Annotated in this window: 17 protein-coding genes; 6 read left to right on the top strand and 11 right to left on the bottom strand. The window is 43.7% G+C overall.

Translation table 11 applies throughout. The annotated features are described in order from the left end of the window. The first annotated feature begins 11 nt into the window (after positions 1–11). The 4 genes from GLO7428_RS15735 to GLO7428_RS15720 all read left to right on the top strand — a co-directional run bounded on the left by GLO7428_RS15735 (position 12) and on the right by GLO7428_RS15720 (position 3977). The gene (locus tag GLO7428_RS15735) at positions 12–935 is read left to right on the top strand and encodes an ABC transporter permease (RefSeq protein WP_015189561.1); all 924 of its coding nucleotides are present in this window, start codon (positions 12–14) and stop codon (positions 933–935) included. Next, on the top strand, positions 935–1831 hold the full coding sequence (gene nikC, locus GLO7428_RS15730) for a nickel transporter permease (protein ID WP_015189560.1): 897 nt from the start codon (positions 935–937) through the stop codon (positions 1829–1831). The genes GLO7428_RS15735 and nikC overlap by 1 nt, the downstream gene beginning before the upstream one ends. A gap of 67 nt (positions 1832–1898) precedes the next feature. Then, on the top strand, positions 1899–2909 hold the full coding sequence (locus GLO7428_RS15725) for an ABC transporter ATP-binding protein (RefSeq protein ID WP_041918651.1): 1011 nt from the start codon (positions 1899–1901) through the stop codon (positions 2907–2909). 18 nt (positions 2910–2927) lie between these two features. Next, positions 2928–3977 carry an ABC transporter ATP-binding protein gene (locus GLO7428_RS15720; RefSeq protein ID WP_015189558.1) on the top strand — a complete coding sequence of 350 codons (1050 nt, stop codon included), beginning with the start codon at positions 2928–2930 and terminating at the stop codon, positions 3975–3977. Positions 3978–4064: 87 nt separating this feature from the next. Here GLO7428_RS15720 and asnB read toward each other — a convergent pair whose 3' ends face one another. Then, on the bottom strand, positions 4065–6101 hold the full coding sequence (gene asnB / locus GLO7428_RS15715; RefSeq protein ID WP_015189557.1) for an asparagine synthase (glutamine-hydrolyzing): 2037 nt from the start codon (positions 6099–6101) through the stop codon (positions 4065–4067). A gap of 290 nt (positions 6102–6391) precedes the next feature. Between asnB and GLO7428_RS15710 the strand changes: the two genes are divergently transcribed. Continuing rightward, positions 6392–7153: a DUF1028 domain-containing protein gene (locus tag GLO7428_RS15710; protein WP_231295494.1), complete on the top strand. Its 762-nt coding sequence runs from the start codon at positions 6392–6394 to the stop codon at positions 7151–7153. A gap of 1 nt (position 7154) precedes the next feature. On the opposite strand, the gene GLO7428_RS15705 is transcribed toward GLO7428_RS15710, so the two are convergent. After that, a complete protein-coding gene (locus GLO7428_RS15705) occupies positions 7155–7373 on the bottom strand; it encodes a hypothetical protein (protein WP_015189555.1) in 219 nt (72 codons plus the stop codon). A gap of 231 nt (positions 7374–7604) precedes the next feature. Here GLO7428_RS15705 and GLO7428_RS15700 point away from each other — a divergent pair, with 231 nt between their 5' ends. Next, positions 7605–8162 (top strand): DUF1499 domain-containing protein, encoded by a 558-nt coding sequence (locus GLO7428_RS15700; protein WP_015189554.1) that lies wholly within the window; start codon positions 7605–7607, stop codon positions 8160–8162. 196 nt (positions 8163–8358) lie between these two features. Here GLO7428_RS15700 and GLO7428_RS15695 read toward each other — a convergent pair whose 3' ends face one another. The 9 genes from GLO7428_RS15695 to GLO7428_RS15665 form a co-directional block, all read right to left on the bottom strand. Further along, positions 8359–9837, bottom strand: a complete 1479-nt coding sequence (locus GLO7428_RS15695) for a CoA-acylating methylmalonate-semialdehyde dehydrogenase (protein WP_015189553.1) — start codon at positions 9835–9837, stop codon at positions 8359–8361. Between the two features lie 139 nt (positions 9838–9976). Continuing rightward, a complete protein-coding gene (locus GLO7428_RS15690) occupies positions 9977–10546 on the bottom strand; it encodes a DUF5818 domain-containing protein (protein WP_015189552.1) in 570 nt (189 codons plus the stop codon). Between the two features lie 347 nt (positions 10547–10893). Then, positions 10894–11094, bottom strand: a complete 201-nt coding sequence (locus GLO7428_RS27925) for a hypothetical protein (RefSeq protein ID WP_015189551.1) — start codon at positions 11092–11094, stop codon at positions 10894–10896. A 445-nt stretch (positions 11095–11539) separates the two neighbouring features. After that, the gene (gene galE, locus GLO7428_RS15685; protein WP_015189550.1) at positions 11540–12535 is read right to left on the bottom strand and encodes a UDP-glucose 4-epimerase GalE; all 996 of its coding nucleotides are present in this window, start codon (positions 12533–12535) and stop codon (positions 11540–11542) included. Positions 12536–12564: 29 nt separating this feature from the next. Next, a complete protein-coding gene (locus GLO7428_RS15680) occupies positions 12565–13602 on the bottom strand; it encodes a hypothetical protein (protein WP_015189549.1) in 1038 nt (345 codons plus the stop codon). A gap of 383 nt (positions 13603–13985) precedes the next feature. After that, a complete protein-coding gene (locus tag GLO7428_RS15675) occupies positions 13986–14342 on the bottom strand; it encodes a hypothetical protein (protein WP_015189548.1) in 357 nt (118 codons plus the stop codon). A gap of 331 nt (positions 14343–14673) precedes the next feature. Continuing rightward, on the bottom strand, positions 14674–15084 hold the full coding sequence (locus tag GLO7428_RS15670; RefSeq protein WP_081588073.1) for a magnesium transporter: 411 nt from the start codon (positions 15082–15084) through the stop codon (positions 14674–14676). After that, on the bottom strand, positions 15030–15329 hold the full coding sequence (locus tag GLO7428_RS27365) for a magnesium transporter MgtE N-terminal domain-containing protein (RefSeq protein WP_196797378.1): 300 nt from the start codon (positions 15327–15329) through the stop codon (positions 15030–15032). The genes GLO7428_RS15670 and GLO7428_RS27365 overlap by 55 nt, the downstream gene beginning before the upstream one ends. 326 nt (positions 15330–15655) lie before the next feature. Then, positions 15656–16156, bottom strand: coding sequence for a PH domain-containing protein (locus GLO7428_RS15665; protein WP_015189546.1), 501 nt, complete (start codon positions 16154–16156; stop codon positions 15656–15658). Between the last annotated feature and the right edge of the window lie 497 nt (positions 16157–16653).

Raw genomic sequence — 16653 nt, 5'->3', positions numbered from 1 at the left:
CGTACGGACTGATGACACGTTATTTTATTAAACGGTTACTGGGTGGTTTGTTTACGATTTGGATGACGACGATCGCGGTGACGCTATTGATTCATCTTGTGCCTGGCGATCCGGTGCAAATTATGTATGCGCAGTCGCAATCGACAACGCCGGAACAAATTGAACAAATTCGCCGCAATCTGGGACTCGACCGCCCAATTTATGAACAGTACATCATGTATATGGGGCGGGTGTTGCAGGGAGATTTCGGCACTACGATTCGAGGGAATCAGCCTGTATTGGATTTATTGCTTGTGCGGCTACCAAATACGCTGTTGCTTGCTGTGACTAGCTTGATTATTACAATGGTTGTCGGCGTGACAGCAGGGTTTTTTGCAGCGTATAAGCGCGGTACTTGGATTGATACGACGTTGATGACGGGTGCAATTGTTGGGATTTCAGTTCCTAGCTTTTGGCTGGGGTTAATGCTGATCTCGATTTTTTCTGTGCGGTTAGGATGGTTTCCTGTTTCAGGGACAAATTTGAATAATCTCGTTTTACCTGCGCTAACGTTAGGATTGGCTAATGCTGCATCAGTATCGCGTTTGACGAGATCTTCTATGCTTGATGTGCTGTCGCAAGATTATATGCGGACTGCAAGGGCGAAAGGATTAGCAGAAACTCTGGTGCTGTCGCGTCATGCGTTTCGCAATGGCATGATCAATGTCGTCAATATGTTAGGGCTACAGTTTACCTACATGATGGGCGGTGCGATTGTTGTAGAAAATGTGTTTGCCTGGAATGGTATTGGACGTTTGGCAATTCAGTCGATTTTTCAGCGCGACTATCCGACAATTCAAGGCTTTATTCTGATTTTCGCTACTGTTGTTGTCATCGTTTCTATCGTCTTGGATTTACTTTACGCCTGGATTGATCCTCGAATTACATATAACTGATGACTCAGCAAATTACCACACCAACACCACCTGTTGCGCCACTTCCATCTAAAAACAGGGAATTTCGGCGGTTTCTACAAGTTCTGTTTCGCAGCCCTGGTGCTAAGATTGGCGGCTTTATTTTGCTAGTAACGACGATCGTTGCGATTTTTGCTCCGGCGATCGCACCTTTTGACCCGCTGGAAATGGGAGTTGGTTCGACGCTGCAACCTCCGAGTGCGGAACATTGGTTTGGTACGGATGATTTTGGACGCGATTTGTTTAGCCGCATCGTTTACGGTAGTCGTCTAACATTACGGATTGGACTCGTTGCCGTTTTTATCTCGATGACGGCGGGAGTTTTGCTGGGGATGGTTGCAGGCTACGCCGGAGGTTGGGTCGAAGCCGTTTTAATGCGGGGCGTCGATGTTTTGTTCTCTTTTACCGAAACGCTGATTGCACTCGCAGCCGTCGCGGTACTTGGTCCTAGCTTAACCAATGCAACGATCGCTGTCGGAATTAGTTCGATTCCTTTCTATGCGCGTGTTACCTACGGGGCTGTGTTGGTAGAGAAAAATAAGGAATATTTTAAAGCCGCTCAAGCTGTGGGTGCAAAGCACTTTCGCCTAATCTTCCGTCACATCTTACCCAATATTCTTTCACCGATTATTGTTGTGGCAACTGTAGGAGTCTCGGTAGCAGTTCTTTCGGCATCCGCGCTGTCATTTCTTGGATTAGGCGCGCAACCGCCCTCACCCGAATGGGGCGCAATTTTAGCCGCAGGACGCGATTACTTTCGCCGTGCGCCTTGGGTGACAACGTTTCCTGGTTTGGCGATCGCAATTACAGTCTTAGGTTTCAATCTCCTCGGTGATGGATTACGCGAAGCCCTCGATCCACAACAACGACGGTCTTAATTATAAATATTGTCTCCTCTGCCCCCCTGCTCACCCATACGTACCAACTTTAGAGCAAAACAGTATCATGGCTCGATTGCTTGATGTTCAAAACCTGAAAACGCGCTTTTTTACTCAAAATGGTGTCGTTCATGCGGTTAATGATGTCTCGTTTCATGTCAATGCGCAGGAAACTGTGGGTATTGTTGGCGAGTCAGGTTCGGGTAAAAGTATCACTATGCTATCGGCAATGCGGCTGATTCCATCGCCTCCTGGCAAAATTGTGGGTGGTGAGGTGATGTTTCAGGGACGCGATTTGCTCAAGTTGAGTGTGCGCGAAATGCGATCGCTGCGGGGAAATCGTCTCTCGATGATTTTTCAAGACCCGATGACATCGCTCAATCCGGTGCTGCGGGTGGAAAAGCAAATGACCGAAGCAATTCAACTGCATTTAGGTATGGCAAGAGCCGAGGCTAAAGCAAGAGCAGTTGAACTTTTAGAGCAAGTTGGAATTCCTGGGGCGCGCGATCGCATCCGCAACTACCCGCACCAATTTTCTGGAGGGATGCGCCAACGCGTGATGATTGCGATGGGACTAGCATGTAATCCTGATTTACTGATTGCCGATGAACCAACGACGGCGCTTGATGTGACAATTCAGGCACAAATCGTTGAAATTGTCAAGCAACTAAAAGAAGAACGTGGAATGGCGGTCATTTGGATTACGCACGATCTGTCACTACTTGCAGGTTTAGCCGATCGCATCTTGGTGATGTATGCAGGGCAAATTGTCGAACAAGCGCCACTACACGCACTGTATCACCATCCACGTCATCCGTACACAATTGGGCTACTGCAAAGTATTCCGCGTTTAGACGAACAGCGACAAGAACACCTCAAATCAATCGATGGATTACCCCCCAGTTTAGTCAACTATCCGCAAGGATGCCCGTTCGCGCCGCGTTGCGAGTTTGCGATCGCCAAATGCCATAGTGAAGATCCACCGCTAGAACCGGTGGGAGTGAACCACCAAGTCGCGTGTTGGGTAAAACCCGAAGGCGCAGAAGTTCTGCAAGCATCTCAATCAGCAACCGCTTAGTGTCGATCAACAAAAATCATGGTGCAACCTCAAACGAGTACAGTTCAAACACGACAGCAAAACGACACCTTGCTACGCGTGCGCGATCTTAAAGTTCATTTTCCAATTCTGCGCGGATTAATTCTTCAACGACAAGTAGGGGCGGTAAAAGCTGTCGATGGGCTATCTTTTGATATCAAACGTGGCGAGACTTTAGGCTTAGTGGGTGAATCTGGGTGCGGCAAAAGCACCACAGGACGCGCGATTTTGCAAATAGAACCACCAAGTGCAGGACACGTTTATCTTGAGGAAACCGAACTGACGGCATTATCCGGCGAACCGCTACGCCAAATGCGCCAAAGGATGCAAATGGTTTTCCAAGATCCATATGCATCGCTCAATCCCCGCATGACGATTGGTGATGTGATTAGCGAACCACTAGAAATTTTTGGTTTAGCCGCAGGGCGCGAGAAACAAGCGCGAGTTCAGCACCTTTTAGCAGTCGTCGGCTTGAGTCCAGAGTTTACTTATCGTTATCCGCACGAATTTTCTGGGGGACAACGCCAAAGAGTTGCGCTCGCACGGGCGTTAGCTGTTAACCCTGATTTTTTAGTATGTGATGAACCAATCGCCGCATTAGATGTCTCGGTTCAAGCGCAAGTCATTAACTTAGTGCAGTCACTCCAACGCGAATTAGGACTTACTTATTTGTTTATTGCGCACGATTTGAGCGTTGTTCGGCATATCTCGGATCGCATTGCGGTGATGTATCTTGGTAAAATTGTCGAACTTGCCGATCGCGTATCGCTATACGAAAATCCACTGCATCCGTATACACAAGCTTTACTCTCCGCGATCCCGATTCCCGATCCTACGGTAGAAGCAAAGCGCCAGCGAATTGTTTTAGAAGGCGATGTTCCTAGCCCAACAAACCCTCCGAGTGGCTGTCGTTTCCACACGCGCTGTCCTTGGGCAATTGAACGCTGTCATCAAATAGAACCAGAATTTCGCGATGTAGGCGATGGACACTATGTCGCGTGTCATCTTGTTGATGCATCGGGGAATTTCGATCCGGCGCTTGGCGAATAAATTCGCAGCTATAAGAACTAAATCCACCTGCGTGAACTCATAAGAAAATTAGAAAGCTGTGAAGGCAGGTTTTGTCAGTTTCAACTGCTAAGTTACCACAACAAGTTGATCTTTAGCGTACCAACCGCGTTCTTGAGCGCGATCGCGTGCTACTACAGGAACATCGTTGCCGACAAAATGCTTGTGCAGCATTTGCACGCTGAGCATATGATTAATAATCGCATCGAGTTGCACTCGGTCTGAAACTGGTGTATTTGCATCGCCGTGACGCTGAAGAATCTTTTGTACGCCTGCGGCGTCGAGTAACCCTGCTTCCTCGATCGCTTGTTTTGATAAATAAGTTGCCGATAACGCCTGCATCGCCCGTTGCTTAACCGGATCGGTATGCGATGGCGGAGCCATGAACGCAAACTTTTGTCGCTCGTACAGTGCTTTTGGTAAAAGCTCGCGCATTGTTTCGCGTAGGATATATTTATCTTTACGTCCCCGTAAACGCATATTTTGCGGTAGCGTGACGGCGAATTCGACTAAGGGATGATCGAGAAACGGCGGACGTGCTTCCATCGAGTTTGCCATATCGACGCGATCGCCTGCCCAACCGAGGACTTGTGACTCAAACTGCGTTTTTATCCATATATATTGCACTTTGTCAAGCGGGTGACGCCCCTCAATTTGCTCGCGATCCAGCGCATGAGCAACAGCTTCTCCTGGCGAGTAATTTTGCGTTGCGGCGCGGCGATCGGGATGCAGTAAACTCGGAACGTAGGCAGATGCCGATAACCACGATTGTAAGCAGCTAGGCGTAAAGCCTACTAAGTTTGTGAGGGCTGGATCGTCTAAGGCTTTTTCTGCTAAGAGATTCCCTTTAAATAACCGATTACTTTCGGCTAGCCAATCTTCTAAATCGGCGCGTTCTTCTGGTGAAGCATCATCCATGCCGTGCAAAATCATATCCAGCCGCAGTTGCGGATACCCTGCGAAAAGTTCATCCGATCCTTCACCCGTGACGACGACTTTGTACCCAGCTTTGTTGACGTGTTCGCTCATCAACAACTTGGCAACGGTAAAAGTGTTATAAATACTGCGTTCTGTGTGCCATATTGTCCGCGCAAAGTGATCGTAAAGTTGATTGCCATCGACCATCAAGACATCTTGATCTGCACCTGTGGCTTGTGCCATTTCGCGGGCGATCGCGGTTTCGTCGTAGTCGCGATCGTCAAACCCAATCGTAAACGCTTTGACAGGTGATTGTTGACTCGCGGCGGCAATACCCATAATCGTACACGAGTCGATGCCGCCAGAGAGGTAACACGCTACAGGAACATCCGCTTCGAGTCGCAGTTGTACAGCTTCAATAAAACGGCTGCGTAATTCTTCAATGTACTCTTCATCTGTTAATCTTTGTCCGCGTTCAGACTGGCGCGGGAAGTTCAAATCCCAGTATTGTTTCGTTTTAACTTGTAGTTGCCCGTCATGACGCTCGACAATCACCATTTGCCCAGGTTCGACCGCATAAATTCCCTCAAACGCGGATGTTCCTGGTACAATTAGCTGCATTAGTTGATGATAAAGTCCTTCAGAAGAAAAGCGGCGCTGGACGGCTGGATGTGCAAATAATACTTTAATTTCTGAACCAAAGACTAAACCTTCGGGCGTCATCGTCCAATACAAAGGTTTGACACCAAAGCGATCGCGTACTAATGTCAGTCGATCTTTGGAACGTTCGTAAAGAGCAAAGGCAAACTCGCCGCGTAGATGTGGTAACGCACCTTCTAACCCGTAGCGATCGCTTAAGTGCATCGTCAGTTCGGTATCGCTCTTGCTGCGAAAGCGATAACCTAAAGAAGTTAGGTCGGCGCGGATGCGTTTGTAGTCATAAAACTCGCCGTTGTGCGCAATCATGTATTGCCCATCAGCAGAAACAAACGGCTGTCTTCCGCGTTCAGGGTTGAGGTCGATAATCGATAATCGCGCATGGGTGAAGCCAACACCGCGATCGCTCATAATTTTGACACCGAATCCATCTGGTCCGCGATGATACTGAATCGCCGCCATCGCCACCAGAACATCTGGATTCACGGGACGAGCCGGATCGTGGTGCATGACGCCACCAATACCGCACATAAGATCACACCTTTACTTACAACAAACTGAAATAACTGCTAAGTCCTTCAACAACAACTGTTTTGTTAGATGTAGCAGTGGTTAATCTCAATGAGTAACTCTTCAAAAAACCTGAACCCTGATGCTTGACCTCTGACCTCTGCTATGGCAGCTGATGTTAGCAAGGCAACATTCTGGGGAATAGTTAAATACACGACAGTACACATCTATAAATAAATGATATAGAAAAATAATGTTTCTATACAGAACTCGTTAGGTAGTAAATACAGGGAATCATGACATTCTCAATTGTGGCTTGGGATCCATCAACACAAATGACAGGGGTTGCAGTCGCAACAAAGCATCTAGCAGTAGGGGCGTTAGTGCCTCATGCCAAAGCGACAATTGGGGCGATCGCAACGCAAGCACAAACCAACCCGCTGTTGGGAATTTGGGGTATTCAATTACTCGAACAACGGGCAATCAGCGAAGGTACCTTAGACGAAATCTCTGTCGAAGATATCATTTACCTGTTGCTGAAAGATGACAAAGACCGCGACCATCGGCAATTACACCTTGTCGATCACAATGGACATACTGCGGCTTGGACAGGCAAAGAGTGCATCGATTGGGCAGGACATTTTACGTTTCCCTACTTCTCTGTAGCTGGCAATATGCTAGTTGGCGAACAAACTTTGCTAGCAATGGCAGAAGCGTATCAAGCCAAAGAAGGAATGGAGTTTTCTGAACGCTTACTACAAGCATTAGAAGCTGGGGAAGCAGCAGGCGGTGATAAGCGGGGTCGTCAATCGGCAGCAATTTATGTTGTCAATCAAGATGTTTATCCCTATCTTGATTTGCGCGTCGATCACCATCACAACCCGATCGCCGAACTGCGCTATTTATTTGAAGAATCGCGCAAAGATTACTATCAAATGTTTCGGCAGACAATGCCCACAATACACCCTCGCACGACCGAACCTATTAGTTTAAATCCTGCGCCTTGGTCGGGTTCTACGAAAGCACAACCGCAAAAGAGTGTTAGCACAACGGATGCACCGCTGTCTGCTTGATTTATTCTCTGAGGCAACGCAAGCAAATCGGAAACACCAAGATCAGCACAAGCGCCTCAATGGGTAGTTGAAACTGCAAGGGGGTTAGGGCAAACCCCCACACGATCAAGATTGCACCAGATATCGCGGTTGCTAGGCGATAAACATCGTCTTTGAATTTGATACTTACCCAGACGAGTCCCAGACCAATTGCTAAAAAAACCAGGTGAGTTAAAGGCATAAGTGTTGCAGAGGTCAGAGGATTCTATACAGATTTGTGGTTTAGGGTTAAAAGTGAAATGTGGACAATTACTCTATGTATCTTGAGTGTTATGGCTATATTGGTCATTGCCGTATATAAAATCTCTTCACTAGGATACTTAGATCGCAGTTAAGTACACCAGCAAAGCCAGCAAAGGACAGTACAATCGTCTTTGTTAGATTCTGCTGAGTGCGATCGCACGTTGAAATCATGTCAACAGTTGAAACGAAATCAAGTTCTGTATTCCAACGAGTTCTGTTTACCTTCATCGCATTGCTGTTCGTCACTTTTTGTGCATTAGGAACCAAAATCGCCTTTTCTGGAGAACCGCAGTTATTTGCCGGAACGCGACCTGATAACCTTGGGGTTCATGCTGGTGAATTAGCACCCTGTCCGAGAACTCCTAATTGTGTCAGCAGTCAAAGCCAAGATACAGCGCATCAAATCGCACCTTTAACTTACAATTCAACTGACCAAGAGGCAATGGCACGGCTCAAAACAGTCCTGCAATCTTTTCGACGTGTAAAAGCGATCGCTCAAAGTGAAAATTACATTTATAGCGAATTTACGATTCCCGTTGTTGGATTTGTTGATGATGTCGAATTTTTGCTTGACAAAGATGCCAAAGTGATCCACGTTCGTTCAGCTTCGCGTTTAGGCGAGGGCGATTTGGGAGTTAATCGGCGTCGAGTTGAAACTATCAGAACTAAATTCAATGAATCTGCTATGGTGGATGCCTCCGACTCCCTTCGGGGCTATATCAGCTAAGTGTGCCTACGCACACTCAAGAGTTTAAGATTTAGGTGTAGTCCACGCAGGTGGACTTTGTTTTTTAGCCGCGAATTTATTCGTCAGGCATTCTCCACAGTTCAAGATTTAGGTGTAGTCCACGCAGGTGGACTTTGTTTACTAGTTGCGAATTTATTCGCACTCGCATTCGTGTAGGAGATTTAATAAAGACGAGCTAAAATTGTCTTGACCAATCTTGAAACCAGCGCTCAACAACAACTTTCGTTTGGGTGAAAAATTCAATGGCGTGATGTCCTTGTCCGTGCAAATCGCCAAAGAAACTCTCTTTCCAACCGCTAAAGGGAAAGAAAGCCATCGGTGCAGCAACGCCAATGTTAATTCCAATATTACCAACTTCCGCTTCATAACGGAATTTGCGGGCAGCAGCGCCACTAGAGGTAAATAAACACGCCATATTGCCGTATTCACCACGATTAACGAAGGCGATCGCCTCATCCACTGTATCGAGATGAATTAAACCTAATACAGGACCAAAAACCTCGGTTTGCGCAATTTTACTTGTAGGCTCGATGTTCTGAAGTAGCGTCGGTCGAATAAAATAACCTTGAGGATAATCAGCAATTTTTGCTTGTCTACCATCAACAAGCGGCGTTGCACCTTCAGCGATTCCCTGCTGAATCAATTGCTCAATTCTCGCTTGACTTTCTGCTGTAATCACAGGTCCCATTTGAACTTTGTCGTCTAATCCATAACCAACAACGCGAGTAGACGCCGCATCAGCGATCGCATCAGTAAAGGTTTGACGTGCTTTTCCAACAGTAATTGCAAGCGAAGCCGCTAAACAACGTTGTCCAGCGCAACCAAAGGCGCTATCCGCAACAATGCGGGTTGTCATTTCCATATCTGCATCGGGTAGCACAATCACTGGATTTTTTGCCCCACCTTGACATTGCGCGCGTTTACCATTTGCTGTCGCCCGACTGTAAACATAACGCGCTACAGGAGTCGAACCGACAAAGCTAATTGCACGAATTGCAGGATGATCGAGAATCGCATCGACAACTTCTTTAGCACCATTAACAAGATTGACAACACCTTTGGGTATTCCTGTTTGTGCCAAAAGATCCATCACTTTTTGCATTGTTAGCGGCACTTTCTCGGAGGGTTTAATAATATATGTATTACCGCAGGCGATCGCATACGGCATAAACCAAAACGGAATCATCCCTGGAAAGTTAAACGGCGCAATAACTGCTGCAACGCCTACAGGTTGTCGAATCAAGATTTCATCAATGCCTTTGGCGATGTCTTCTGAGTTGTAGCCTTGTATCAAAATCGGAATTCCGCAAGCAACTTCCACATTTTCAATCGCCCGTTGCAATTCGCCTTTTGATTCTGCCAAAGTTTTGCCGCACTCTTGTGTAATCGTCGCGGCTAAGTCTGCAAAGTTCTCTTCTAGTAGCGTTTTAAGTTTAAATAAATACTGTACTCGTTCTCCCGCTGGAGTGCGCCGCCAGGTGTTAAATGCTGTTGCTGCGGCTGTTGCTGCTTGATCTACGTCGGTTGCTGTTCCGAGTGGAACTTTAGCAAGTATTTCCGCTGTTGCTGGATTTGTTACATCTAAATACGCTGTAGCACTGGAGTCACACCATTCGCCATTAATGTAGTTTTGGAGAACAGTGGTACAACTCATAAAATTCACCCTGATACTAAACTCTATTTATTATCAGGGCAATGCTTGACAATTGTTTTGAAATTTAAGCGAATAAATTCGCAGCTAAAAAACAAAGTCCACCTGCGTGGTTTAGTTGTAGGATGCTTGTCAGCCTTTACTAAACACTCACAGGTAACGAACACTTTGGTGCGCTTTTACTAATCCAATTGACAACAATCGTAATTCCCTGCAAGCAAAACGAAAATTCGGCAACTGTACCAGCTACATACACTTCATCGCCTACTTGAAATTCCTTGAGATTACCCACAAGTGTGTAAAGTTCGCCGTCAGCAGTCCGTAGCGTTTGACACTCTACTCCCTCATCGGTGAGAACTCCTTTGACGCAAATTGTTCTCTCTTTACCGCTTGTTTCTAAAAGTGCAACTTGAGAATTACTAGAAGCATAAACTTTTACTCCTCTAAGATTTGTGGGAATAGTTTCTAGACGGAAATTTGCTTGTATTGACGCAAGTGCAGGTGCAACAATTCCCTCTGGTGGTTCAGCTACAAAGTCAAATTCATAAATGCCGTCAATGGGTGGTTGGATATAGACGTAAGGAATTAGTTCGGCATTTTTCCAGCCTTGTGTAGGGACAGTTCCTATCGCTGTGATAGAAAGTTGTGGGGGAAAGCTTTCTAAAATTGCTAGTTTAATTTCTTGTACTTCTAATACTTTCTTTTTATCCATTTTATGTCTCCGAATGGCTGCTTTGTTTTTAAAACACAGTTTTGTTTAACCACGTGAAGTAGGTTTTCACTCTTTCTTCTTCAAAGCAGTTTGAGTGACTTACATAAGTCTTTAGCAAAACTTAATATTCAATACTAGAGCTAAAGCTATCTGAATTTAGTAAGGTGTAGTATAAATTACTTACAATGTTGCTGCTGCGATGAAGTGTTGCAGCGAAAACTTGCGTGCAAATAAAATTAGTTCGAGAAGGCGATCGCGCTAAAGTAATATCTACTGACTTAATAACTAAAAGCTTTACTTCACATTTTAATAAAAAGAAGGGAATTGTTACTCCCTTCTTGTCGATTTTACTTATGTTCAGAGTATCTGCTCTCCGAGTATCTTACCGCTGCCTCTGATGGTACAATTTTGTACCCTAACATATGGTGTTCTCTTGCTACGATTTCGGCTTTCTCTCTACTTTGATACATCAACGTATAGTGCAAATGTCCGTGCCATTCTCCGTAGACTTGATTTTGGTCATCTAAGATTGAGTAGTGATTAGGCATCGTTACTTACTCCATTTTCAAGCACTGCCTATATGCTTTAAATTATCGTCTGCAAACGAGCCGCATACAGTGAACAATTATAAAAATGTGTTGAAATTATTTTAAGTTTTTTGTTCAAAAAAATACTTTATTCGGACTTGTAAGCCAAAAAAAATCTACTCATTGTCATTCCATAGCAGGAATTACTTCATATCCTTCGGCAGCCGAGCTTTTCTTAACAAATTTATATATTTCTACTTAGCTCTTAATTTCGTTACAATATCTTCTGTTTTTTAATCTTCTATAACTCTACAAATCCGCTACTCTAAGCGTTCTAAATCAAGTTCACCCTTATCACGCACAATTCTGCCTACCGTTGGATCGACATGATTTAAATCCATAAGTAGATCGTGTATAATCTCCTGCTGTTGGCGTGATTGAGTTACCTCATGCAGTGCCTCAGTTTTTAATCACTATGTCTTCTTTGATGCCAGCGCCATGCATCCTTTATCATTTCCTCTAGCTTAGAATAAGCAGGCTTCCAGCCTAAAACCCTTTGTACTTTTTCATAATTACCAACTAAGATAGGAGGATCGCCCGTTCGCCGTTCAGTCTTGACAACGGGAAATGAGCGCTTAGTTATACTAATAGCTGTATCAATCACTTGCTGTACAGAAAAACCATTGCCATTGCCTAAATTAAAAATTTCCGTTTCGCCTCCTTGTAATAGATAATTCAGCCCTAAAACATGAGCATGCGCCAAGTCTATTACATGGATATAATCGCGGATACACGTACCGTCAGGAGTGTCATAATCAGTACCGAAAATGAACACTTTTTCTCGCTTTCCTAACGCAGTTAACAAAACTAGGGGAATTAAGTGCGTTTCTGGAGTGCGATCTTCTCCGAGTCGTCCTAGCTTATCAGCACCGGCAGCATTAAAATAACGGAAGCAAACCGAGCGAAGCTGATACGCTCTATCAAAATCTAATAGTATTTTTTCTACCATTAGTTTAGTAGCCCCATATGGATTAATGGGATTCTGAGGATGTTCTTCTGGAATTGGTATTTGTTGAGGAATACCATATGTGGCACAAGTTGAAGAAAAAACAATCTTATTTACTCCAGCCTGAAGCATTGCTTCCAAGAGGGTAAGCGAACCTAGCACATTATTTTGGTAATACTTGAATGGGTCAGATACCGATTCATTAACATAAGTATATGCAGCAAAATGGATAACTGCCTCTATAGATCTTTGGGCGAAAATTTGATCTAGTAGGGGGCGATCGCAAATATTGCCACAGATGAGTTCTGCTTTAAGTACCTTTTCTACTAAATCTCTGTGACCATACACCAAGTTATCTAAAATTAAGACGGAATATCCAGCCTCTTGGAGTGCCAACACTGTATGAGTACCGATATAACCTGCGCCTCCAGTAATCAATATAGTTGGGTTTTCCATAACGCACCCTGTTAGTAGAATTGTTATTTTTAAACAATGCAGTCACTCTGCACACCATTCAAGGACCAATCCATTGCTTGTGTAGCGAAAATAGAAGCCCACGAATTTACGTCCAAACTGCGATCGCAGTAGTAAAGCCCGAAGTCTGGAGAACGCAGGCTTAATAAAAATGTAAATCCCTTATTGATTGCTTCAGCAAAGCGATCGCGATCTACTGCTATCCAAATGCGTAGTGCTTGTGCAGTCGCATCACAAACTTTACACAGTTCTCGTGACGGTGCATTGTACCAGTTAAACAGGCTTCCATCTGAATTTTGCCACCTTTGCAAACTCTGAGCACCAGCACTCAATATCTCTGTAGCCTCAAGATAGCCGCGTGAGTGAAGATAGAGTAACCCTTCTAGAGCATAGCAATGAGCATGGCAGTAAACAATAGTTGTTTCTGGAAAAACATGAAAGACTCCATCTGAGTAGCACTCGCGTACAACTTCCTCTGCAATCTCCAATGCTAAGTCAGAAAAATAATGCTCGCCTGTTTCTACCGCAAGTGCATCTAGCGCAATGACAGTTTTCAGCATACTTGCACCGAAAACACTTGACCAATGAGGTTGTATTTCTAGCAAGCTACCATTATCAGCTACAACCGCTAGCCTTTGCTGTGCCATCTTCATTATGAAGCGTGACATGTCTGCCACAACTGTGGGATTTACATAACCATTCAAATACTTTTTGTAAGTCAGCAATCCATTGACAGCCATGCAAGTATCAAACAAATAGAGTTTTTCATTTTTGCCTATACCACCTAACGGTGATGTTAAATGTTGTAAGCTGTTAGCTACGGCGTGGGCTTGTTCAGCAAGATAGCGATAGTTTCTTTGCAGACTCAGTTGCGAAACTAATGTTAAGTAAAGTCCCATAGCTTCTGGGTAAACAAACCCAGGATGGTTAGGATTGATCCACGAATAAATATAACCAGAGTTACAAACAATTTTAGAGCAAGTTAGGAAATGAACCAAACCAGTCTGCATTTCTCTTGTAGGTAAGATAGCACTCTCAACACTTGACATAATGAGTACTCCTTGACTTTTTCTGATGAAGCTCTTTTTAAAAAATCGATATCAGAAAATATACCATTGATGTCAAGCTTGTTTTTCCTATAAAACTATCTTGTTTGTGTTAATCTAGTTACAAAATAACTATACGACACACATCGATGACTTTTTTCTCATTACGTTTTCGCTAAAAATATTAAGAAAAATTAAAAATCATTAATATAGGTTTGATTTTATATATTTTTTAAGTTTTAAGTTAATTTCATTCTAAATTCAATGCTCATAATTTAGAACTCCATATAAACTGAACTCTCTGTTAAATCTACCTAGAACTGATACTATTTTTTAACTCATTTAGGTTTAAATAGGGATGCGCTATAGTGCATCCCTTATCCTAATTACTCTTCTACAACTTCACGGATTCGCTGCTCTAGGCGTTCTAAATCAAGTCCACCCTCATCACGTACAATTCTGCGTACTGTTGGGTTGACATTGCTTAAATCCATAAGTAGATCGTGTAGAATCTCCTGCTGTTGGCGTGATTGAGTCACCTCACGCGGTTCTTGCACTAAGTCGCGGACAATCGAATCTTCAGCGCGCGAAGCCACAATTGGATCTGTGTGTCCTTGGAGATGTATAAACGTGCGTCGCCCAGGTCCGCGTTCTTCCTCAATGGGGATAACTGCTGTTACTTGATCTGAACGCACATATTTGCCAAAACCAAGATGTACTAATGCTGATGATTGTATTCTCATTTAAGCAAATTATTTTTCTTTCACTTATATATCTATTATCCTGCAAGGAACACTGACTTAATAGCAATAATTAGAACGGGTTACGCACCTGTTTTTATCGTGTTTTCCCTAAATGTTTCGACTGTTTTTAAATCTAATAAAGTTCGCGATGAATTGCTGTTTTGAATCGTGATTTATGGCTGATGAAAGCTTAGCTACTATGTGTTTTTGATAAGTCAAGCGGAAGACGATCGCGTTAACTAGTATTAGAGAGATAAAGAAAGTAAAATACGCATATATAAAGTTTAGTGTTTGCTCGTTAAAATACCTCGCAGAAATAGTCTTACTCTAGCTAACAACGAACAATTTTTAAAGCAATAGAAACTAGCGAGAGAAAAGTCAAAAATCCTACAGCATCTAAAACTGTTGTTAGCAGTGGTCCACGAATTAAGGCAGGATCGGGATTTATTCTTTTTAAACCCATTGTTAGTAACGTTCCTAAGGTAGCAGCAACAAATACGTTGATTGCCATAACCATTGCTGCAACTAATGCTATCCATTGCTTTTGTGGAGGCGACCAAATTAAGGAAAGAAGACCAAGCGCAAGACTCAAAGCTAAGGCTGTACTTAAATCTGCAAGAATCTCTTTGCAGACGATTTTGAGTGTATCTTTGGGTACGACTTCCCCAACACCTAATCCTCTGAGGGTTACAGATAATGCTTGAATTGCAACATTGCCGCTGGTGTTAGATACAATTGGCATGACGACTGCCAAAACGGAGACGAGAGAAATGACCTGTTGAAAAGGCGCGATCGCGACTGACGCATCGCCTTGACAATTTGCACCACTTGAGTATCGTGTAAAGAATTGATGAGTTCTTCTTGGACTTTGGGTGGTAAGTATCCAAACACATCAATTGCATGGGCTTTGTTGAGTAAGCAAAAAGCGATCGCGCGTTGTTCTGGTACGAAGGTACACTCAAACAAGGTTTTTATGAGTAAGTTCACGGAGGTGGACTTTGTTATATAGTAGCGAATGAATTCGCACTTGCCATTCACGCAGGAGGTCTAATAAAGAAGTGCGATCGTCTTGCGTGCGCATCAACCCTCCTTAGTCTCCCCCGCGCTGAGAGCCTTGCTTACTAGCTATTCGAGGAGATAATGACTATTAACTATGGACTTCGAGCCACCATAGATACAACAAATAGAATTTCCACTGGTATTCGTTATTCATACCAGTCACTAGAATTTTAACCGTTAAGGGTGCTATCAACCAATAGAAGAGTTGTATCTCGGTTCTCCAAGATTAGAAAATCTGCAAGTTTTTTACTGTACTATCCTTTGTCCATTGTTGCTAAAACTTGATTTGCAAATCTTTCTGGATGTTCTGGAGTAACAACAATTGTGCGATCGCGAAACTTGAGAATGACGGCTTTAGTCAAATCTGTTGCATAAGCTTCATAATTTCCCAGTTTGCGGTTGTAGTACTTTCCCGAAAAACTAAATAAACCACCATTTCCCCACTTGCGTATCGAGTTTCGCATTGCTTGGGGGTTTACATCAGCGGTGATTAAGTTCTTTAAATCAACTTTGGTATTCCAACCAAGGCGTTGAATATAAAGTGTATTGTCTGCGATCGCATAACCGCGAATACTGAAGAATACAGATATTAATAAAATTACCAAAGGAATGACGACCATTGCTACTATCCACGCAATATCACTGCGAGGACCAGTCAATAGTCCCATCAACACAATTCCTAGCAGTATTGCAGAAACTACAATAGTAATAGCAATCAGCGATATCGCCCAAGGAGCCTTAAAGACTTCATTCATGAGTGGCTTCTCCTATTTCATATTAATACTTCACCTACTTATGACTCACCCAATCTCAGCGTTTTCATCAGAACCAAGACTTGGGAACTTCCCTCCATTCTCCCCATCGGGGAACGCAACCGTCCCCCAAACCCCTTCCAAAAAAGCGGCTACTCATGACGCAGTGATTGTTCGGGGTGGCTGTTGCGTAAATCCTGACACTTATAGGTTATTCATAGCAATTAATAATATGTAAATTGTAATTCTTTGCATCACTATACTGCGTGGAGAATTAAGTTATTTAGTCGTAAAGTACTCAATAAAAACGGACATACAGATATTGAAATGTTAACAGCGATCGCTTAAAGTTCATGTACAGTCAGTGTAACTAAGACAAACTTACATACTAGAACTTAGGACAAACACAAGACTTTGAGATTGACAGATAATCTTCCCGCAAGCGGAAACAAAAAAAAGACTTGCATTGATTGCGGAGTCGAGTTGAGAATAAGTTAGAG

This window comes from Gloeocapsa sp. PCC 7428, assembly GCF_000317555.1.
Classification (GTDB): domain Bacteria; phylum Cyanobacteriota; class Cyanobacteriia; order Cyanobacteriales; family Chroococcidiopsidaceae; genus Chroogloeocystis.
Note: the sequence above shows the minus strand (reverse complement) of the source record. Positions and strands in the feature narration are given on the sequence as shown.